Origin of the sequence: Leeuwenhoekiella blandensis MED217 (genome assembly GCF_000152985.1) — a bacterium.
GTDB classification, from domain to species: domain Bacteria; phylum Bacteroidota; class Bacteroidia; order Flavobacteriales; family Flavobacteriaceae; genus Leeuwenhoekiella; species Leeuwenhoekiella blandensis.
Genome location: NZ_CH672395.1, coordinates 1,118,095 through 1,140,196, shown reverse-complemented (window position 1 = coordinate 1,140,196; position 22,102 = coordinate 1,118,095). Strand labels below are relative to the sequence as shown.

The window sequence follows — 22,102 nt, the reverse complement described above, 5'->3', positions numbered from 1 at the left end:
CTTTTATAAAACATTAACGAGAGTAATAACTCCTAAATATACTATAAACAAGTTGACAAACTACAACTTGCGGAATCCGTACCTATTTAGCACGAATTTCACTAATGCCAATTCCCAACGCCTTCTCATAACTCCTTAAAATGCGTAATTCTTTTGAAGTCACCAATGCTAACGAAAGTCCTTCTTTACCTGCTCTGGCCGTACGACCGCTTCGGTGTGTGTAATATTCTTCCTGATCTGGCATTTGATAATGCACAACAAACGTTAAATCCTGAACATCAATACCACGTGCAGCAATATCGGTAGCTACCAAAACGCGTAAGCTTTCATTTTTAAAAGCACGCATAACTTTATCGCGTTCTTTTTGTAACATATCGCCCTGCAGAGCTTCTGCAGCGATATTTTTTGCTATAAGCTGCTTAGCTAGTTTTGCGGTAGCCGCTTTAGTTTTGCAAAAGATTATACCGCGCTCTCCCTTTTTAGTTTTTAGAAAATCTAATAAAATCGGAAGTTTATCAACCTCTTCGCATTGCAAAAATTTATGCTCAATATTTTTATTAACCACATCGCGGCTTATCTGAATGCGATGTGCATCTTCTGCCATGTGTTGATTTACAATTTGCTTGATCCCGTGTGGCATTGTTGCCGAAAACAACCATTTGTTCTCTACATTACGCAAATGACTCAGAATATCATCTAATTGTTGCTTGAAGCCCATACTTAGCATTTCATCTGCTTCATCAAGCACTACGGTATTTACCTGAGAAAGATCGATTGCCTTACGACTCAACAGATCGATCAATCGGCCGGGAGTAGCCACGACAATCTGAGTAGGCCGACTAAGATTCTTGATCTGAATGTCTATTTTTTCACCTCCATAGACGGCTTCGGTAAAAATTTTATCTGTGTATTTTGTGAATTTGAATAGTTGTTTGGCCACTTGCTGACTCAACTCTCGCGTTGGGCACAAGATCAACGCTTGAATACTTTTCTGATTGGGATTTATCTGTTCTAAAATAGGTAAACCATAAGCAGCCGTTTTTCCGGTACCGGTTTGTGCTTGCCCAACGAGATGCGTGGCTCCCTCAAGAAGTAAAGGGATCACTTGAGCCTGAATTTCGGTAGGTGTTTGAATACCAAGTTCATTTAACCCTTTTATCAAATTCTTGTTGAGCCCTAAGCTCTTAAAATTTTGTACCATGCTGTGATTTTAGAGTTGCAAAGATACGCAAGCAGGTAGCCAAATGAATGCAGATAGCTAAAGTTTGATCTACAATTGATTAATCATTCTTTTTAAATCTTGACTATCACAAAAAATGATGCAATAAATCTTGTATTTTTAAACGACAAAAACACCACTATGCGCGCCCTTTACCTTTTTCCACTTGTTATCTTTTTTGTGAGTATTCAGCTTATTGCACAGGACAAACCTGCTTATGCTTTATTTGATAGCAGCGGAAAACCTACAACCTACCAAGCTATGCTTGACACCTTAAATAACAGAAAAGATGTGATCTTATTTGGTGAAATGCACGACAATCCCATTGCGCATTGGCTGGAATTGGAAGTGACTCAAGATTTGGCTTCTACCAAAACACTTATTCTAGGAGCCGAAATGATCGAGGCAGATAATCAAAAGCAACTGAATGCTTATTTAAGCGATAGCATCAATTTAAAACAGCTCGATTCTACCGCACGCCTTTGGGTAAATCATAAAACAGACTATCAACCCTTGGTAGATTTTGCTAAGAACAATTCCCTACAATTTATTGCTACAAATGTTCCCCGAAGATATGCCAGTATGGTTTACAAAGAAGGTTTTGAAGTATTAGACAGTTTGCCTTCTGAAGAAAAAGAATGGATTGCTCCGCTGCCTATCGCTTTTGATCCTGAACTGCCACGCTATCAAGAAATTTTAAAAATGATGGGAGATCACGGCTCTCCTAAACTGGTTATGGCTCAAGCTATAAAAGATGCCACGATGGCACATTTTATCTTGCAAAACATAGAAGAAAACAAGGTTTTTATTCATTATAACGGTTCGTTTCATAGCGATTTTCACGAAGGAATCTTGTGGTATCTCAAAAACGGAGCGCCTAAATTGAATTATACCACCATCACCAGTGTTGCTCAAAAAGACCTCGATACGCTTGAAGAAGCTTATCTAAATCAAGCTGATTTCATTATCGTTATTGATGAAGATATGACTAAAACCTATTAGAACTCCTTTTTAAGCTTCTCATTTTCAAAATTCTATCCTTAAACACTATAACGTTATAGACTAAAATAATTGTAAAATTTTCAAGATTAATAGTATTACTATTAAATTAGCGATTAAAATATTCTTTTATGGATGAGTTACTTCGTAACTTGAAGATCACTATCAATGACAACGTCTATTTAAAAGACCCGGAATCTTCCTCGTTAGGAAGACGCATCGTAGAACATGGCATTCTACTCATCAATGATTTAGGCTTTGATAATTTCACTTTTAAAAAACTCGGAGAGCGTATAGAATCTAACGAGAGTTCTGTATACCGGTATTTTGAGAATAAGCATAAATTTTTGATCTACTTAACCAATTGGTATTGGGGCTGGAAAGAATACCAACTGGCTTTTGCAACTGCAAACATCCACGATCCTAAAGAAAAATTAGAACAAGCGATAGAAATATTAACGCGCGAAGTAGAAGAAGATCATTCGTTCAATCATATTAATGAGGTGGCGTTAAACAAAATCGTGATTAACGAGTACTCTAAATCCTATTTGACTAAAGAAGTTGACGATGAAAATAAAGAGGGATATTTTGTGATTTATAAACGGCTCACCACACGCTTAAAAGAAATGATTGCCGATGTGAATGAGGGCTATCCGTATCCTGCAAGTTTGGCCAGCACTATTCTCGCAGGATCTTTGCACCAACACTTTTTGAAAGATCATTTTACCTCGTTGACCGATTGTAGTAAAAAGACTTCACCTTCACAGTATTTTATACACCTCACTTCAAACTTATTAAACTCCTAATTATATATGGATTCTAAAACATTAACGCCCTGGCAACGTTTTGTACGGCTTTTAAAATTAGAGAAGCAAGATTTTTTGCAGATTCTCTATTACGCCATATTTGCGGGAATTGTGAGTCTCTCGCTTCCGTTAGGGATTCAGGCTATTGTAAATCTTATCCAAGGTGCACAAATCACCACGTCGTGGATCATTCTTGTGATTTTGGTTACCCTTGGCGTTGCTTTTGTTGGCGCACTACAATTGATGCAAATACGCATACTTGAAAACATTCAGCAGAAGATCTTTACACGCGCTTCTTTTGAGTTCACCTATAGATTTCCTAAAATTAAAATGAGCGAACTCAAAGATTATTATCCTCCGGAATTGGCCAATCGCTTTTTTGATATTCTTACGATTCAGAAAAGTTTGTATAAACTGGTACTTGATTTTCCGGCGGCTTTGGTACAGATCATCTTTGGTCTTATTCTGCTTTCCTTTTATCATCCGTTTTTTATTTTCTACGGAATCTTACTCATTTTGCTTATTTATCTGGTATTTAAATTCACAGGAAATACCGGTTTGCAAACGAGCTTGAATGAATCAAAATATAAATACAAAATCGCGCATTGGATTCAAGAAATCGCGCGTGCTCTGGTAAGCTTTAAACTTTCAGGAAGATCGAGTCTGGCATTAGATAAAAACGATGCTTTGGTAAGTGATTATGTAGACTCGCGTGAAAGTCACTTTAGAATTTTACGCATTCAGTTTATACAAATGATCGCGTTTAAGGTTTTGGTAACCGCAGGTCTTTTGCTTATAGGTGGAATTCTGGTACTCAATCAACAGATGAACATTGGTCAATTTGTGGCTGCAGAGATCATTATCGTTCTTATCATAGGTTCTGTAGAAAAGCTCATCTTAGGATTAGAGAATTTTTATGACTTGCTTACCGCGTTGGAAAAGGTGGGACAGGTCGTAGATAAGAAACTGGAAGACCAGGAACTTTCTAAACCCTTTGAAGCAGAAGATAATCTTCACTTAGAACTGCGCAATGTAAGCTATGAAGATCACGCCGATGAAGTCACCATACTCGACAAAGTCTCTCTTAAAATCAATCCAGGAGATCACGTGCTTGTAAATGGCCCTAACGGATCTGGCAAGTCTACACTGCTTAAGATCATCGCAGGAATTTTAGAACCAACTAGCGGGGAATTCTTTATCAACAACAAATCGGTTAAAGGTATTCAGTTGAATCATTACCGGGCATTACTTGGGCAATCTTTTCCTGAAGAAACTCCTTTTGAAGGCACCATTCTCGACAATATCACGTTTGGTGATAAAACGGTTCCTCAGAAAAACATCGACTGGGCGGTTGAAAAAATGGGCCTTGCTGATTTTGTAAAAGATCAACCCAACGGACTCAACACCTTGATCAAGCCAGAAGGACAGCGTTTATCAAAAACGATTGCAGATAAAATCGTGATGGCGCGTAGTATCGTGCGCAAACCTAAACTGCTTATTCTCAAAGAACCACTCACAAAGTTTTCGACAGAAGAAAAAGAACGCATTGTAAACTTTTTATTTGATAAGTCAAATCCGTGGGCCATCATTGTTGCCAGTAAAGACAAGGCATGGCAAAATTGCTGCGAGAGAACCTTATGGCTTGACTCCGGTAAACTTTCAACTTCAAATTAGAAACCTATGCTTAATATATCTCAAGATAAAATAAACGAAAAGGTTGATATTTCGGGCTACAAGGCATCAAAGAAAGTCCTTGAGAAAAAGCATTATGCTTACTTCAACCGCTTTTTAAAGGTATTCAGCATTATTCTGATCATTGTACTTTTTCTACCGTGGACGCAGACGATCTCTGGTATAGGTTATGTCACCACCCTAACCCCAGAACAACGCCCGCAAACCATACAATCTCCTATCCCCGGCCGTATAGAAAAATGGTATGTACGTGAAGGTGATTTTGTAGAGAAAGGAGACACTATTCTCTTTATTACTGAAGTAAAAAATGAATACTTTGACCCAAACCTTGTCGAACGAACCGATCAACAGGTACGTGCAAAAGCAAGTTCTGTTGAATCGTACAGAAATAAAGTAAACGCTTTAGGAAATCAAATTGAAGCCTTGCGTAATGAACGCGTTCTAAAACTGCAACAAGCAGAAAATAAACGTATTCAGGCCGAACTTAAAATCAAAAGCGACAGTATCGATTTTGAAGCTACAAAAACTAATCTTCGTATTGCAGAACGTCAATATGAGCGTACGTTAGGTCTTCAACAAGAAGGTCTAAAAGCGGTCACCGATGTTGAAGAAAAACGCTTAAAACTTCAGGAAGCTCAGGCAAAAATCATTTCTCAAGAGAATAAATTACTTGCAAGTCGTAACGAACTGCTCAATGCTCAAATCGAGCTAAATCGTCTTGAAGCGACCTATGCTGATAAAATTTCAAAAGCACAAAGTGATCAAGCTACTGCCCTTTCTACACAACTTGATACTGAAGCAGCGGTAAGCAAATTAGAAAACACCAGAACGAATTATGAAATACGCAACGCGTTATATTACGTACGTGCACCGCAAAGTGGATACATTAACAAAGCTATCATAGGCGGTATCGGAGAAACGTTTAAAGAAGGGCAACAACTGGTAAGCATTATGCCTTCTGACTTTGACATCGCCGTTGAAACCTATGTTAAGCCTATAGATTTACCCCTAATTCATAACGGCGAAAAAGTACGTATTCAGTTTGATGGTTGGCCATCTATTGTGTTCAGCGGTTGGCCTTATAATTCCTTCGGAACTTTTGGAGGTAAAGTAGTCGCTATTGAACGCTTCATTAGTCCTAACGGAAAATACCGCGTACTTCTGGCACCAGATCCTGATGAGCAACCTTGGCCTGAAGCCTTACGTATAGGCGCCGGCGCGAGCACCTTGGCACTTCTTGAAGATGTGCCTATCTGGTATGAATTATGGCGAAAACTGAATGGCTTCCCGCCAAATTACTACACGCCTAGTGATTCTAACGATTCAAAAGAAAAAGATAAGAAATGAGAAAGCCTCTAGTTTTACTCATACTACTCCTCTACGGTTCTGGGCTTTTTGCTCAAGATCAGGAACTGCAAATCTTAAGCTTTGAAGAATATATAAGCTTGGTAAAGCAAAACCATCCGGTGGCTAAGCAGGCAAACCTTATCTTAGAAACCGGGGACGCAAAACTGCTTAAAGCCCGTGGTGGGTTTGATCCTAAAGTAGAAGTAGATTTTGACCAAAAGGTTTTTAAAGAGACCGAATATTACAATTTACTCAACGCTACTTTTAAAGTCCCAACCTGGTATGGTATTGACTTAAAAGCGCAGTTTGAAGAAAATGAAGGCTATTATTTAAATCCGCAGAAAACCGTACCTGAAAACGGATTGTATACCGCAGGAATTTCGGCATCTTTAGGACAAGGTTTATGGATTAATGAGCGTATGGCTACGCTTAAACAGGCAAAGGTTTACCGGCAACAAGCTCGTGCAGATCTCGACCTTGCGGTAAACCAGGTTTTGTACAATGCTGCTATCGCTTATTTTGACTGGCTTCAAGCTTATAAAAAAGTACTGCTCTACGAGCGTGCCTTAGAAAATTCAATCATTAGATTTAGAGGAATCAAGCGAAGTGCGCTCGCAGGAGATATTCCTTTGATCGATACTACCGAAGCTAAAATAAGCGTTCAGAGCAGGGATTTGAGCCTGAGAGAAGTGCGCTTAGAATACATTCAGAAAAAGCTAGAATTGGCCAACTTCTTATGGCTGGGTAACAATATTCCTGTAGAACTGCAAGAAGCCGTCTATCCGCAGGAAGATTTACAATACGTAGTTGATGAAACCCTTAAAATCACAGGCTTTGATATTGCAAACTTTCAGATAGAAGAACATCCTAAAATGCGTTCGCTTGCCTACAAAGTACAAGGTCTCGAGATCGAAAAGCGTTTGAAAGGAAATAAGTTGCTTCCGGTGATTGATGTTAATTATAATTTTATCACTTCAGAACCTGATAATCTGGATAGCTTTTATACCCAAAATTATAAAGCCGGGCTACACTTTAAAATGCCTTTATTCCTTCGGAAAGAACGCGGAGATCTTCAACTTGCGAAGCTTAAACTTCAAGATTCTGAATTAGAATTAACCAACTCCAGACTAGAATTGCAAAACAAGGTGAGAGCCGTGAATACAGAACTCATCACGCTTAAAGAGCAGAATATCGTAGCTGAAGAACTTGTCGTGAATTACGCCACGATGCTCAATGCAGAAGAGCGCAAATATCAGGTGGGAGAAAGTTCAATTTTCTTGATCAATTCGCGCGAGTTAAAGCTTATTGATTCACAATTGAAACAAATCGAGATTACCTATAAATTACAAAAGGCTAAAGCCAAGCTATTCAAAACGCTTGCTACCAATCCAGATAATATTTAGAAGACTTTTAATTGCCTGAATTCTTTGAGGTATTATTCTACCTAAAAATGGTTTAAACCCACCATCTAAATACCGCGATTTTCTCGCTAATCTTCGTAACTTTGCGCTCCAAAAAAGAGATTAATGATCATTGTAAAAACCAGAGAAGAGATAGAACTTATGCGTGAAAGCGCATTAATCGTTTCAAAAACTCTAGGAGCCCTTGCACCAGAAGTTAAACCAGGAGTAACCACGCTCGAACTCGATAAAATTGCAGAGACCTGCATTCGCGATCACGGGGCTGTACCCGGATTTCTTGGTCTGTACGACTTTCCCAATTCGCTTTGCATGAGTCCTAATGAGCAAGTGGTTCACGGTATTCCTAATGACAAACCTCTTGAAAATGGAGACATCATCTCTATTGATTGCGGCGCACTCAAAAATGGATTTTATGGTGATCACGCCTACACCTTTGAAGTAGGTGAAGTTGAACCGGCAACAAAAAAACTTTTGGAAGTTGCTAAGGCATCACTTTACAAAGGAATCGAGCAATTTAAGTTTGGCAATCGCGTAGGTGATGTGGGCTATGCTATTCAACAATATTGCGAAGCGCACGGCTACGGAATTGTACGCGAACTGGTAGGTCACGGTGTTGGTGCTTCTATGCATGAAGATCCCGAAATGCCTAATTATGGTCGTCGCGGTCGTGGTAAAAAATTTATTGAAGGTATGGTCGTAGCGATCGAACCTATGGTCAATCGCGGTACACACCGTATTAAACAGCATCGTGATGGCTGGACGATCACCACACGTGATGGGGAGCCAAGTGCTCATTTTGAGCACGATGTTGCATTAGTTGATGGAAAACCTGAGCTTCTTTCTACTTTTAAGTATATTTATGACGCCCTAGGAATCGTAAGTGATGAAGAAGACGCTTTTAGAGCGCAACCTATAACCAATTAACTAACAAAATACCAAGTGCCATGCAGCTAGAAACTTGGATCGACTACCGTGAAGAAAACTGGGAAGAAGGCTATAAAATTGGGCTTTCAAATTACGGTCAAGTACGTAGTTACAATAAAAACCCTAAAGGAAATATTATCAAAGGTGGGCATATTAACGGCTACATCACGGTAAACATTAAACTCGCAGGTGGTAAACGTCGCAACTTCTATCTGCACAAATTATTGGCAAAAGCATTTCTTAAAGCCGGTGAGAACGAAAAAGCTGTTCTACATCTCAATCACGACAAGACAGACAATCGTATTACCAACCTAAAATGGGCAACGCATAAAGAGCGCTATGCGCATCAAAAAACAAGTCCGTTAGATATAAAACGTCGTACCTCGGGAGAACGCCATTACACCAAATTAAGCTATGCTGAAGCTAAAGTGCTCAAGAAAAAATTGCTAGACCCTAACCGTCGTACACGCTTAAAAGTATTGGCAAAACAGTTTGGCGTTTCTGAAATGCAATTGCACCGTATCAAGACCGGTGAAAACTGGGGTGATCTTCAAGTATGATTGCACAGCTTTTTAAACGTGTTCTAAATTTAGTTCCCAGACCGCTTTTAATCCGTTTGAGCTATGTTGCACGTCCTTTTCTGGCGCTTAGCTTGCGCGGAGACACCTATCAAGACCCCATAGACGGAAAGACTTTTAAAAAGTTTTTACCTTATGGTTACGAGAATCAACGCGAAAATGTGCTCTCCCCTTCTACGCTTTCTCTCGAGCGCCACAGGTTGCTCTGGCTCTATTTAAAGAACGAAACAGATTTTTTTAAAGCTCCTAGAAAAGTGTTGCACTTCGCACCGGAACAAGCTTTTTACAAGCGCTTCAGAGCCATGAAAAATCTCGACTACACTACTACAGACTTAAATTCGCCGCTGGCAGATGTGAAAGCAGATATATGCGACTTGCCATTCGAAGATGATTCTTACGATGTTATTTTCTGTAACCACGTCTTAGAACATATTCCCGATGATACAAAAGCAATGCAAGAGCTTTATCGTATTCTAAAATCCGGCGGAATGGCTATTTTACAAATTCCGCAGGATTTGCAGCGAGCAGATACTTTTGAAGATAACAGTATCACAGACCGAAACGAACGTGCAGCAATTTTTGGGCAATACGATCACGTGCGTATTTACGGTCGCGATTATTTTGATAAATTACGTACTATCGGTTTCAAAGTACATGAGGTCGATTATACCGCGCAGTTAGATGCTGCAGAAGTTGATAAATACCGACTTGCAAAAGGCGAGATTTTACCGGTTTGCTTTAAATAATATGTATGCTCAAAAACTATATCTTCTTACTTGTTTTAGTTATTTACAGCAATTGGACCTACAGTCAAGCTAATGATTGTACCGATGCAATAATTCTCTGCGGAAACACACCCGTTGGCGTTGAACCAAACGGTGTTGGTTTTGATGAATTCAGTTTACCGGGGAATTTTGTCCCACCTTGCTATAAATTCAATAATGCCACCGTGTGGTTTGAGATCAATATTGAAGAAGGAGGAAGCTTAGGCTTTGATATCGTTCCTGAAAACGGAACCGATGATTTTGACTTTGCAGTTTATGGTCCGGTGACCGATTGCGCCAACTTAGGTATGTCTATCCGCTGCAGTAGCACCAACCCTCAGGCCGCTGGAGTAAGCGCTAACACCGGTTTAAATTCCACCGAAACAGACCTCTCAGAAGGACCTGGTGGTGACGGCAATGGTTATCTTCAAGAATTAACAGTTAATGCCGGTGAGCGCTACTACTTGCTTGTTGATCGCGCTCACGGCGCCGAAGGTTTTGAAATTAATTTAAATGGAACCGCCAAATTACCAGAAACACCCGATTACAATACCGTTCAGGATCTTGAGGTTTGTGATGATGATGGAAACGATGATGGTTTTTATTCTTTTGATCTATCAAGTCACGCTTCAACTATTATAAGCGGACATCCGGATTCTGAAGTAAGTTTTCACGCATCATTAGGTGACGCTAATTTAAATCAGAATAGCCTACCTAACCGCTACACCAATACCCGCGCAAATTCTCAAACTGTTTATGCTCGTATAACCAGCAGAACAGGACCCTGCTCTTCTATCGAAGAATTTGATCTTATTGTAAACAGAAGTCCGGCTTACAACAATCCCGACCAACTTTATATTTGTAATGCTTCAGGTATTGAAAATTACGATCTCACAGCCTTAAATGAGCAAATAACTCAGGAAGGTACCGATTTAGATATCACCTATTACAGGTCGTCTATTGATGCGTTTACTAATCGCGGTGCTATAACTGCTGTAGATGTTCCGCAAAGCGGAATTGAAATTTTCTTCACTATACGAAGTAACGCTACAAGCTGTGTCGTTACCGATAGTTTTAGAATCGATTATGAGTTTGGCCCTACCTTAAGCCAACCCAGTACAATAATTGCGTGTCGAGATGGGAACAACGCCCTTACTTATGACTTTTCAAATATTGAAACCGAAGCCCTAAATGGTCTTGATCCCGATGATTACGACACGTATCTTTATGAGTCCATACAAGACCGCGCCAATGACAGCAACAGATTACCGCTGAACTGGCAAGCTTCAGCAGACTCAAGAACTATTTATTTTAGAAGTATCAATCTCTTGACCGGATGCTATTCTGATGGCTCGTTTGACATTTTAGTTGTTGATCCTCCAGTGTTCCAGCTTGCTGAAATTCACTATTTATGTATCGATGACCCTAATCCATTTACGTTAGCGATCGCTTCCGGATTTGCGTTTTATGAATGGAGTACTGGTGAAAGCGGCGCCAATTTAAATGAGATTGTTATTGATCAACCCGGCGTGTATGACGTGACGGTTTACAATTCATATGGCTGCAGCACAACAATGTCAACTGAGGTATTTGAGTCTGAAAGAGCCACAATAACAGAAATAGAAGTTGTAGGCTTAAACTACCCTCAAAATGAAGCCACGATCACAGTAACCGGACTAGGATCGTATGAGTTCGCTCTTGACGGTGGTCCTTTTGGGTCCAATCCTACTTTTGGCGGTCTTTCAAGAGGCTATCACAACATTGCTGTTCGAGACATTAATGGCTGCGGAACGGTGGTTTCTCAAGCCTTCTTAATTCTTGATTACCCAAGATATTTCACACCTAATGGCGACGGAATTCACGATCAATGGGAGTTGATAGGTTTAGAAGAATATCCGGGTGCTATCGTACGTATATATAACCGCTACGGAAAACTTTTGAAAGAGTTAGGCGCACAAAATGCCAGCTGGGACGGCACCTACCTAGATAAACTACTCCAAGCCGATGATTATTGGTTTGAACTTCTTTTACCGGAAGGAGCGCGTGTTACAGGTCACTTTAGCTTAGTTAATTAGAAGGTACTAAGTACTGCTGAAAATTAGCTGACATAAAAACCTGAACACTGTCTGCTTCAGTTTGCGTATAAAGCAAGTAGGCATCAATTCCTGCTACATTTGCCAGTACCTCTTTGGCACGTTCATAACCCAAGGCCATAAAAGCAGTTGCAAAGGCATCGGCTTCTGCGCAGCTATTTGCTATTACCGTAGCACTGAGCACATCACTTTTTTCTGCCAAACCCGTTAATGGGTTCACCGTATGCACATACCGCTGACCGGTCACAGTATCAACACGAAACTTGCGGTAGTTTCCTGAGCCCGCCATCCCTTTATTTATTAACGTAACCGCTTCGGTGTAATCACGATCGGTTACCGGCGCATTAATGTTTTCTATTCCTACACGCCAAGGCTTATCCTTATCCAGGTTTTTTCCCTTTGCCAACAATTCCCCTCCCAATTCGATCAAGTAATTTTCTACTCCGTTTTGTTCCAGCATAACTCCAATACGATCGATACAATATCCTTTTGCGATACTGTTGAAATCAAGATAAACCGACTGATTCTCTTTAAGGATTTTCCCTGCTTCAGAAATTTTGATTTTATCCAAACCTACATAGGCCTTTAAAGAATCTAAAACCACACTATCAAGCTGTTTGAGCGGTTTTCCCGGACCAAAACCATAAGCATTTACCAAAATACCAACGGTTGGATCGTAATAACCCTTAGTAGCCTGATACACCGTTCTGGATAAAGCCAGAACTTCTTTAAACATCTCATCAACAACAACCGAAGTATCTCCGGCATTTATTCTCGAAATGTCAGAATCTGGTTGATAAGTGCTCATCGATTGATTAATCGCAGTAACGGTTGAATCAAATTTTTGAGCAACTTCAAAACGTTCATTTGCGTAAAACTGCACTTGATAGCCGGTACCTAAAGCTTGCCCGCTTAAAACCACCAATTTTGGTTCTGATTTGCAGCCAATCATCAATAAAACAACAACTAGTAATGTTAAAGATCTCATCATTCTATTTCTTGTAAACCATTATAAATTACCGTGTAAGCATCTCCTTTTTCCACAGGCTTACCATAATCTTCAGCACTACCTAAACCTACACCCGCGTAAAAAGTTCGGGCATTAAACTTATCGGCATGTAGTTTCATTTCGCTCATAAAACCTTCGTCATAGGTATTGGCGTTTTCAGGATAGCCCACCGCACGTACAATAACAAAATGCAGCTTTTTATTCTTTAAAGCCACAAACTGAGGGTTACGCTTCAACTGGCTATTCACCCCTAAAAACTCAAAACCTTGCTCTTCTAAATCCTTCCCTACGATATTCATCGCAAGGTTATGAAGCTCCTGTTTATTTAATAATTCTGCCATGCTACAAAGATACTACGCTCTAAATTATAGTAGAAAAAAAGCCGCTACTTTCGTAACGGCTTTTGCATTTTATAAACTTTAGAAGATTAACCTCCAAAGTCATCAAAACGAATATTCTCATCTGGGATACCAAAATCCTCTCCCATTTTTTGAACTGCTTTGTTCATTAATGGCGGCCCACAGAAATACAATTCTATTTCTTCTGGCTCATCATGCTTGCTCAAATACTGCTCAATTACAGCGTTGTGAACAAAACCAACAAAACCGTCACCTTCACTATGAATGTCTTCTTTTACCTTCCAGTTATCCTCTTCTAATGGCTCAGAAAGCACTAAGTAGAAACTGAAATTTTCAAACTCTTTTTCTAAGTCATAAAAATGTTGAAGGTAAAATAGCTCACGCTTAGAACGACCACCATACCAATACGTCACTTTACGACCAGTCTTTAAGGTTTTGAATAAGTGATATAAATGCGAACGCATTGGCGCCATACCTGCTCCACCACCTACATAAAGCATTTCTGCTTCAGACTCGTTGATGAAGAATTCACCGTAAGGCCCAGAAATAATTACTTTATCACCTTTCTTTCTACTGAAGATATAAGAAGAAGCTACACCAGGATTTACATCCATCCAACCGCCTTTAGCACGATCAAATGGTGGTGTTGCGATACGTACATTCAACATAATCTCGCGTCCTTCTGCAGGGTAAGAAGCCATTGAATACGCACGCTCTACAGTTTCGTTATTTTTCATCACAAGTGGCCAAAGTTTAAACTTATCCCACTCTTCCTGAAACTTATCTGGAGTCTCGTGCTCTTCTGGATGCGCAGTAATATCAATATCTTCAAACTTCACTGTAGTTTCAGGAATTTCGATTTGAATATATCCACCCGCTTTATAATCCATATCTTCAGGAATTTCAACAACGAATTCCTTGATAAACGATGCTACGTTGTAGTTACGTACAACAGTTGCTTCCCATTTCTTAATACCAAATACCTCTTCAGGGATTGTGATATTCATGTCTTGCTTCACCTTTACCTGACAAGCAAGACGTGCTCCTGCTGCTAATTCTTTACGGGTAAAGTGTGGAGTTTCGGTAGGTAGTGCTTCACCACCACCTTCTAAAACGTGACACTCACACTGAATACAAGTACCACCACCACCACAAGCAGATGGTAAGAATACTTTTTTTCCACCTAAAGTAGAAAGTAATGAACTACCTGAATCTACTTCAATTTCTTTCTCTCCGTTGATGGTAATTTTTACCGGACCTGATGGAGATAATTTTTCTTTTGCAAAAAGTAGTAATCCTACTAACACAAGTGTTAGTACTAAAAACGCTACTACAGTTGCTGCGATAACTCCTCCTGTACTTGCTGCTAAAAACATATTTACTTGTTGTTTATTTCTTGAGATACTTCAGCTAAAGATTCATCCTCTTCAGTCGTATCTTGACTTTGAACTTCTACTTTTGCTACCTCATCAGTCGTTTCGGTTTTCTCCTCACCTCCGGTAAGCATTCCTCCAAAACTCATAAAACCAATAGCCATAAGACCTGTAATGATAAAGGTAATTCCCAATCCTCTCAAAGGAGCAGGCACATTAGAATATCTAATTTTCTCACGGATAGCAGCAATTGCTAAAATCGCTAGAAACCAACCTATCCCTGAAGCAAGACCATAATTGAATGCCAGACCTAAAGTTTGAATATCTCTAGACTGCATAAATAATGATCCTCCTAAAATCGCACAGTTTACAGCAATAAGCGGTAAGAAAATACCCAAGGAGTTGTATAATGATGGTGCAAATTTTTCAACTACAATCTCTACGAGCTGTACCATTGTTGCAATGGTCGCAATAAAGAGAATGAAAGATAAAAAGCTCAAATCATAATCTGCATATTCTGGTCCTAACCACGTTAAGGCTCCCGGACGCAATACATACTGATCTAATAACCAGTTCATAGGTACTGTTACTGCAAGTACAAAGATTACTGCAGCACCCAGACCCACAGCGGTAGAAACTTTTTTAGACACTGCCAAGTAAGAGCACATCCCAAGGAAGGTGGCAAATACCATATTGTCTATAAAAATTGATTTAAAAAATAACTCTACGTGTTCCATTTTTTTATAATAAGAAGTTAGAAAAGAGGAAAACCTCCATTCGTAATCTTTAGTTTTCTTCGATTAACTCTTTGTTTCTAGAACGCTGTACCCAAATGATGATTCCCACCACTATAAGTGCCATTGGCGAAAGCAACATAAAACCGTTGTTTTCGTACCCAATTGCATAAAGTCCTGTTTTTGCGATTGGATCTCCTAGTACTTTAAATCCTAATAAGGTACCCGAACCTAATAGTTCTCTAAAGAAACCTACGATAATCAAGATCAACCCATAACCGGCAGCATTACCAATACCGTCTAAGAACGATCTGTAAGGACCGTTACCTAATGCAAAGGCTTCAAAACGTCCCATAATGATACAGTTGGTAATAATAAGACCTACGAAAACCGAAAGCGTTTTACTCAACTCGTAAGCAAATGCCTTAAGCACTTGGTCAACGATGATTACCAAAGCTGCTACAACAACCAGCTGTACGATAATTCTAATTTTTGACGGAATGATATTACGCATCAAAGAAATCACGACATTACCTACTGCAAGTACAAACACTACCGAAAGTGCCATCACTATCGAAGCTTTTAACTGAGCTGTAATTGCAAGCGCCGAACAAATACCTAATACCTGAATGGTAATTGGGTTGTTATCTGCTAGAGGATCTAGAATGAGACCTCTGTCTTTTTTAGATAGTAGTGCCATAATTATAATTTAATATCTTTTAAGTAAGGTATATAAAGCTTAACGGTACTATTGATCATAGCAGTCACACCGTTACCGGTAATGGTTGCTCCAGCAATGGCATCAACTTTTCCATCATCCTTACGTTCGTTTAATGGGTCGTTATTTCCTTTTGCTACAGTGATCCCTGAGTACTGCGTACCGTTCATAATTTCTTCACCGGTGAAGTCATCCATAAAATAACGCTCCTTGATGTTTGCACCAAGTCCTGGAGTCTCACCTTTGTGATCAAAGAATACACCTTGAACAACATAATCAGCATCAAGAGCCACAAAGCCCCAGATCGCATCCCAAAGTCCTTTACCGTAAAGCGGTATAATGTAATAATCTTTACCTTCTTTTTCTCCTACGAACAATGGAAGCTTACGCTCTGACATATCTTTGCTTAATTCACCTTTAAGGTCAATCAAATATGCAGAACTATCTTTTTTCACTTCTCCGTTCTGGATAACCAATTGTTCTTTGATATATTTTGAAAACTCAGCCTCAACCTCGTTTGCCGGAATAAAATTCACTGCGCCTTCAACATTCTCATTTACGCCCATAGCATAAAGGATGTTCTGTTGCTTTTCAAAGCGCTCATTCTCGGTAATCGTTGGCTTCAAGCTTGATGCGGTAAAAGCTAATAATGCTCCCACTACAAGCACCATCACTATAGCAAAAATTATCGTGTAACTGTTTTTATCTGTATTTGCCATTATTAAGCAGTTTTAAGTTTTAAACGTTTCATACGTTTTTTAACGTTTGCCTGTACCACGTAGTGATCAATTGTAGGTGCAAAAACGTTCATTAATAAGATCGCTAAGAATACACCTTCTGGATATGCAGGGTTAAATACACGAATCATGATCGAGAAGAACCCGATTAAGAAACCGTACCAATATTTACCGGTATTGGTTTGTGATCCAGAAACAGGATCTGTGGCCATATACACGATACCAAAAGCAATTCCTCCTATGATCAGGTGCTCCCAATATGGAGTACTCATCAATCCATAGAATTTACTTGATTCTGTTATCCAACCAGCATCTGCAACACCGTTAAAGATCAATCCCATTACTGCAGCTCCAACGATCGCACTTAGAATAATTCTCCAGCTTGCGATCTTGGTAAACATTAAGAACAAACCTCCTAGTAAAATCAAGAATGTAGAAGTCTCTCCTACAGAACCAGGAATAAACCCAAAAAACTTATCAGCAAAATCATATACTACAGAAGAATTCTGCGCATAAGAACCTAAAATTGTTTCTCCTGAAATCGCGTCTGGAGTACCTACTGCTTCTTTAGCTCCGTGAACCCAAACTTTATCACCACTCATCCAGGTAGGATAAGCAAAGAATAAAAAGGCTCTAATCGTAAGTGCAGGATTCAAAATATTCATCCCGGTACCTCCAAAAACTTCCTTACCAATTACAACACCAAAAACAATTGCAACAGCAAGCATCCATAATGGGATATCTACCGGTACAATTAAAGGTACAAGCATACCTGTTACAAGATATCCTTCTTCTACTTCGTGTCCTTTGATTACAGCAAAAATGAATTCAACTAAAAGTCCAACTCCATAAGAAACAATCACTAATGGAAGCACCGTAATTGCACCCATCGTAAAATTGTCCCAAGTAAAAAAGTTACCAAAAAGGCTTGCTTCTCTAACAATTCCATTTGCTGCATCAACTGCCGCATAATGTTGGTAACCTGCATTAAAAATACCCCATATTAAAACAGGGATAAGCGCCATGATCACCGTGTTCATGGTACGCTTTAAATCATCTACGGCTCTAATATGAGCTCCGTTATGCGTGGTTTCATTAGGCGTATAAAGAAAGGTGTGCAATGCATTAAATGCAGGCGCCATTTTCTTGCCCTTGAAATCCTCTTTAATTCCGTGTAATTTTTCTTTTAATCCCATAGCTTTTATCCTATTTCAGCGTACATTAAATCAAGTCCTTTACGAATTATTGCTTGGTGTGGTTGTTTTGACACACAAATAAACTCGGTAAGCGCGAAATCTTCAGGAGCTACTTCATACATCCCTAAAGCTTCCATCGCATCAAGATCTTGTACCATACAAGCCTTTAATAATTGCAATGGGTAAATATCCAAAGGAAAAACCTCTTCATAATTACCAGTCACTACAAATGCACGATGCTCACCATTTGTATTGGTATCTAGATCGTATTTCTTATTTGGGAACAACCAAGAGAAAGTTAAAGCTCTTGATGAAGAAATCTTGTTGAATACCGGCTTATTCCACCCAAAGAGTTCGTAATCATCTCCTTCAGGAATAGCAGCAAATTCATTGTGGTAGTACCCTAAATGCCCGTCTGCATTTACTTGATCTCCAGTTAACACATTTCCTGAGATCATACGTACGTTATCACCTTCAATACCTGCTGAATATGCAAATGTTGAAACTTCAGCTCCTATCTTAGTCTTATAATATTTAGGCGCTTTAATACCAGATCCTGAAACTGAAATCACGCGCTCAGGGTTAAACTTCCCGGTTAAGAAAAGCTCTCCGATGATCGCTAAATTCTCAGGCGCTACGGTCCAAACGGTTTCTCCTTTATTTATTGGAGCGATTTTATTGATTTGCGTACCTACATTTCCACAAGGGTGTGGTCCTGAAACCGTATGCATCTCTACTTCGCTTATGTTAGCAAAAACAGAATCTGAAGCTTTACCTACTCCTAAATAGATCTTACCTGAAGTCAATTTACTCAACGCGGTAATTGCAGCCTGTATATATGCTTCTTTACCCTTCAGACTAAAATTGTAATCAGGCGCCAATGGAGCACTGTTGTGTCCTGAAATAAAAATAGCATCAGGAGTCGTCTCTGTGTTGGCAATAATATCATAAGGACGCTGCTTGATAAATGGCCAAAGACCAGATTCTAGCATACGCGCCTTGATCGCCTCGGCATTTGCAGCATTTACATCAAGCGTAGGAAATTCTACCGTAGTATCCTTACCATCTGCTTCAATTACTAAATGTGTAATAACGCGTTTTGCTCCTCGTTTAATTTCAGTAAGTGTTCCACTTACAGGTGAAACAAATTTGATACTTTCATCTTTTTTAGCGTAGAAAAGTGGCTCTCCTGCTTTTAGGCTAGCTCCTTCTTTATATAACATCTTAGGTGTTACCAGATGAAAATCTGAAGGCTTGATCACATAAGTTCTTGATTTTGGTGCCTCGGCGATCGACTTTTCAGCCTCGCCCACCAATTTAATATCAAGACCCTTTTTGATCTTAATGTCTTTTGACATAGGAAGTATATGTTAAAGTTCTTGTTATTCTCAACCCTTTATATGCTTGAATTGAGGTGTGCGAATTTACAAATTTTACAAGCTTCTAACACAAACTATAATATAAAAATAAAGCGGCATTATTTTCGTTACATTTGAAGGCGCTCAAACCGCTTATAACACCTAGTTTTAGACCTTATTCAGACTGTTTCCAAATAAGGGCTGTTTGCTTCGTTCACGGCGCTTTAAACCTGAAATTTCAAAATGAAAACGTTTTCGACATTCTTACTCTTGGTGCTCTCACACTTCGCTTTTAGTCAGGTAGCTGTTGAAGTTGCTGCACCACCTTACATAAAATCGGTTCAATTTTATAGCAATACGTCTCAAAGTCAGCTCCCGGTATTGCGACTTGGTGACCCGCTTAATTTAAGTTTTGATGATATTATAGGTGATGAAGCAGACTATTATTACACCATTACACACCACAATTATGACTGGACACCTTCGGTACTTGCTAAAACCGAATATTTAAAAGGAGTCGATGACGTGCGCATTATGAATTATACAAATTCGGTAAGCACACTTCAACTTTACACCCATTACGAACTTCAAATCCCAAACCAATACACTACTGCTTTATTGAAATCTGGAAATTATCTGCTTAGTGTTTTTAACAATGAGGACGAACTTATTTTCTCACGTAAGTTTATGATTTATGATCCTCAGGTAACGGTAGGTGTAGAAATTTTACGCACGCGAAACCTTGAATACATCGAAGAAAAACAAGTAGTAAACTTTAATGTAGATGGTGGCGACCTCATTCTTATTAACCCGGAAAACACGGTCAAACCGCTTATCATTCAGAATAACGACCTCAAAAGAGCCATCGGTCCTATCAAACCACAATTTAGCATTGGTAATATGCTGCAATACCGTTATGATGAAGAGACGTCTTTTTTTGCCGGTAACGAGTTTTTTGACTTTGACAACAAAGACATTCGCGCCGCAACCAACAGAGTTCAATATATCGAACTTATAGATTTATACCACAATTACCTCTTCGGAAACATCACGAGAGACAATACAGTCTACACATACAACCCTGACCTGAATGGTAATTTCAAGATCAATACCATTCAAGGCGATGAACCCAAGGTTAATGCAGAATATGCCTGGATTCATTTTAGTCTAGATCATCCACAGCGCGCATTAGATGAAGAAATTCACGTCTATGGAAATTTTAACAATTATGTGATCGAAGACGCAACCAAAATGCAGTATAACCCTGAAAGCAAGCGCTATGAATTGCCCTTACTTTTAAAGCAAGGCTATTACAATTATCGCTATGTTGTAGTAAAAGATGGCAGCTTACTTCCCTTTAATCCTGTAGATGGAGATTTTTGGCAAACTGAAAATATCTATGATGTCCTTATATACTATAGAGCTCCCGGCAGCCGTTTTGATGAGCTCATAGGTCGCGGAAATGCGCTTTCAACTTCTATTTCTAATGTGCGTTGCGATTGATTTCTAAGAAAATCGTTTTATCTTTAAATTGTGAATGACAAACTAGAACAATCTTCGAGAAAATCACTCAGTTATCGCAGTAATGAATGCCTCAATTGCGGGCATCCTCTAGAATTAAGCGACAGATACTGTTCCTACTGCGGGCAACTCAATTCTACAAAAAGGTTATCCTTAGGTGATTATGTAAATGAGTTCATCATAAGTATTGTGAATTATGATTCTCGTTTTAGATATACGGTTAAAGATCTACTTTTTAAACCCGGCGTGATCACTCGCAATTTCACCTCCGGTAAGCGCATGCGTTACGCAAACCCCTTTAGGTTTTTTCTAAGCGTAAGTATTATTTATTTTTTGATCAGTGGTTTTATCGATTTTATGCAAATCAATGAAGTTGAATCTGAAAACAATTCTTCGCTTCAGAATTTATTCAATTTTCAAAAGGATAAAGACAAGCCGGAAATCGCATTAGATTCGATTGCCTATTACAAAGACCTTGCATTAAAAACCAAAAACCAAGACAGCTTAGAGCGTCTTCCTTTTGTATATGCTCGTGAACAAAGCTTAGACACGACAAATTTCTTTGAACGCAGCTTTTTTAAGTTTAAAATGTTTCAAGGTTTTTCATTACAAACTCAAATCAAAAATCCTTATCAAGCACTTGATAGCCTAGAGTATTCCAAAAGCAGATTTAATATTTGGCTGTATGAGCGAGAAAATGGCTTTGAACGCATACAAGAAAATCCTGTAGAATTTGGTCAGTATTTGGCTGAAAAAATTCCGGTGTTCTTATTCTTCCTCGCACCGATTTTCGCTTGCTTTTTTCTCTTGCTTTATTTTAAAAGATACTCTTTTAAATACATTAAAGAAGAATTGAAAAACACCAATCACAAGGTATTTAGTCGGTTGTACAAAATCCCGTACCTAGGTCCTTTTTGCTTGAACCTAATAGCCTGCTTCAGGAAGTTCTTTGTGGTAAAACGCAAATACAACTATATGGAACATGTGATCTTCATCTTTCACATTTTCACATTCCTCTTTTTAGTATTACTCATTTTATTAATACCTGAATTCCTAATAGGCTCCGAAGTTCTTTCCGGAATTTTCATCCTGGTAATCGCTCCGTTTTACTTTTATAAAGCTCTACGCAATTTCTACAAAGAAAGTCGTTTACGTACAATTTTTAAGTTTTTCATTTTAAATAGCGTATTTTTATTGCTAGGTTTAGTTGTGGGTAGTGTATTTTTTATACTCACTGCTGCATTATATTAAATT

20 protein-coding genes are annotated in these 22,102 nt (G+C 39.0%); 11 read left to right on the top strand and 9 right to left on the bottom strand.

Annotated elements, in window-relative coordinates; genetic code table 11:
• Positions 1-82: 82 nt before the first annotated feature.
• Positions 83-1,201, bottom strand: a complete 1,119-nt coding sequence (locus MED217_RS04935; protein WP_009779382.1) for a DEAD/DEAH box helicase — start codon at positions 1,199-1,201, stop codon at positions 83-85.
• Between the two features lie 159 nt (positions 1,202-1,360).
• On the opposite strand from MED217_RS04935, the gene MED217_RS04930 reads away from it, so the two are divergent.
• From MED217_RS04930 to MED217_RS04890, 9 genes are all read left to right on the top strand, one after another.
• On the top strand, positions 1,361-2,221 hold the full coding sequence (locus tag MED217_RS04930) for a ChaN family lipoprotein (RefSeq protein ID WP_009779381.1): 861 nt from the start codon (positions 1,361-1,363) through the stop codon (positions 2,219-2,221).
• Between the two features lie 128 nt (positions 2,222-2,349).
• Entirely contained in the window at positions 2,350-3,024 is a 675-nt protein-coding gene (locus MED217_RS04925; protein ID WP_009779380.1) for a TetR/AcrR family transcriptional regulator, read from the top strand.
• A 6-nt stretch (positions 3,025-3,030) separates the two neighbouring features.
• Entirely contained in the window at positions 3,031-4,698 is a 1,668-nt protein-coding gene (locus tag MED217_RS04920) for a peptidase domain-containing ABC transporter (protein WP_009779379.1), read from the top strand.
• A 6-nt stretch (positions 4,699-4,704) separates the two neighbouring features.
• Complete coding sequence (locus tag MED217_RS04915) at positions 4,705-6,063, top strand: HlyD family secretion protein (RefSeq protein WP_009779378.1); 1,359 nt, start codon at positions 4,705-4,707, stop codon at positions 6,061-6,063.
• Complete coding sequence (locus MED217_RS04910) at positions 6,060-7,466, top strand: TolC family protein (RefSeq protein ID WP_009779377.1); 1,407 nt, start codon at positions 6,060-6,062, stop codon at positions 7,464-7,466. Before MED217_RS04915 ends, MED217_RS04910 begins: the two co-directional genes overlap by 4 nt.
• 123 nt (positions 7,467-7,589) lie before the next feature.
• Positions 7,590-8,408 carry a type I methionyl aminopeptidase gene (gene map / locus MED217_RS04905; protein ID WP_009779376.1) on the top strand — a complete coding sequence of 273 codons (819 nt, stop codon included), beginning with the start codon at positions 7,590-7,592 and terminating at the stop codon, positions 8,406-8,408.
• 20 nt (positions 8,409-8,428) lie between these two features.
• The gene (locus tag MED217_RS04900; protein WP_009779375.1) at positions 8,429-8,968 is read left to right on the top strand and encodes an HNH endonuclease; all 540 of its coding nucleotides are present in this window, start codon (positions 8,429-8,431) and stop codon (positions 8,966-8,968) included.
• Positions 8,965-9,732: a class I SAM-dependent methyltransferase gene (locus MED217_RS04895; RefSeq protein WP_009779374.1), complete on the top strand. Its 768-nt coding sequence runs from the start codon at positions 8,965-8,967 to the stop codon at positions 9,730-9,732. Before MED217_RS04900 ends, MED217_RS04895 begins: the two co-directional genes overlap by 4 nt.
• 5 nt (positions 9,733-9,737) lie before the next feature.
• On the top strand, positions 9,738-11,825 hold the full coding sequence (locus MED217_RS04890; protein WP_009779373.1) for a T9SS type B sorting domain-containing protein: 2,088 nt from the start codon (positions 9,738-9,740) through the stop codon (positions 11,823-11,825).
• Here the strand turns inward: MED217_RS04890 and MED217_RS04885 are convergent.
• From MED217_RS04885 to MED217_RS04850, 8 genes are all read right to left on the bottom strand, one after another.
• Positions 11,818-12,834 carry an FAD:protein FMN transferase gene (locus tag MED217_RS04885; RefSeq protein ID WP_009779372.1) on the bottom strand — a complete coding sequence of 339 codons (1,017 nt, stop codon included), beginning with the start codon at positions 12,832-12,834 and terminating at the stop codon, positions 11,818-11,820. The two genes, MED217_RS04890 and MED217_RS04885, sit on opposite strands and share 8 nt — an antisense overlap.
• On the bottom strand, positions 12,831-13,193 hold the full coding sequence (locus MED217_RS04880; protein ID WP_009779371.1) for a hypothetical protein: 363 nt from the start codon (positions 13,191-13,193) through the stop codon (positions 12,831-12,833). Before MED217_RS04880 ends, MED217_RS04885 begins: the two co-directional genes overlap by 4 nt.
• 86 nt (positions 13,194-13,279) lie before the next feature.
• Complete coding sequence (nqrF, locus tag MED217_RS04875; RefSeq protein ID WP_009779370.1) at positions 13,280-14,587, bottom strand: NADH:ubiquinone reductase (Na(+)-transporting) subunit F; 1,308 nt, start codon at positions 14,585-14,587, stop codon at positions 13,280-13,282.
• A 2-nt stretch (positions 14,588-14,589) separates the two neighbouring features.
• Entirely contained in the window at positions 14,590-15,321 is a 732-nt protein-coding gene (nqrE, locus tag MED217_RS04870; protein ID WP_009779369.1) for an NADH:ubiquinone reductase (Na(+)-transporting) subunit E, read from the bottom strand.
• Between the two features lie 49 nt (positions 15,322-15,370).
• Positions 15,371-16,018 (bottom strand): NADH:ubiquinone reductase (Na(+)-transporting) subunit D, encoded by a 648-nt coding sequence (locus MED217_RS04865; RefSeq protein WP_009779368.1) that lies wholly within the window; start codon positions 16,016-16,018, stop codon positions 15,371-15,373.
• Positions 16,019-16,020: 2 nt separating this feature from the next.
• A complete protein-coding gene (locus tag MED217_RS04860; RefSeq protein WP_009779367.1) occupies positions 16,021-16,755 on the bottom strand; it encodes a Na(+)-translocating NADH-quinone reductase subunit C in 735 nt (244 codons plus the stop codon).
• Between the two features lie 2 nt (positions 16,756-16,757).
• Entirely contained in the window at positions 16,758-17,969 is a 1,212-nt protein-coding gene (locus tag MED217_RS04855; protein WP_009779366.1) for an NADH:ubiquinone reductase (Na(+)-transporting) subunit B, read from the bottom strand.
• 5 nt (positions 17,970-17,974) lie between these two features.
• On the bottom strand, positions 17,975-19,327 hold the full coding sequence (locus MED217_RS04850) for a Na(+)-translocating NADH-quinone reductase subunit A (protein WP_009779365.1): 1,353 nt from the start codon (positions 19,325-19,327) through the stop codon (positions 17,975-17,977).
• A 243-nt stretch (positions 19,328-19,570) separates the two neighbouring features.
• Between MED217_RS04850 and MED217_RS04845 the strand changes: the two genes are divergently transcribed.
• On the top strand, positions 19,571-20,830 hold the full coding sequence (locus tag MED217_RS04845) for a type IX secretion system plug protein (protein WP_009779364.1): 1,260 nt from the start codon (positions 19,571-19,573) through the stop codon (positions 20,828-20,830).
• A gap of 30 nt (positions 20,831-20,860) precedes the next feature.
• A complete protein-coding gene (locus tag MED217_RS04840) occupies positions 20,861-22,099 on the top strand; it encodes a DUF3667 domain-containing protein (protein ID WP_195891554.1) in 1,239 nt (412 codons plus the stop codon).
• Positions 22,100-22,102: the final 3 nt, after the last annotated feature.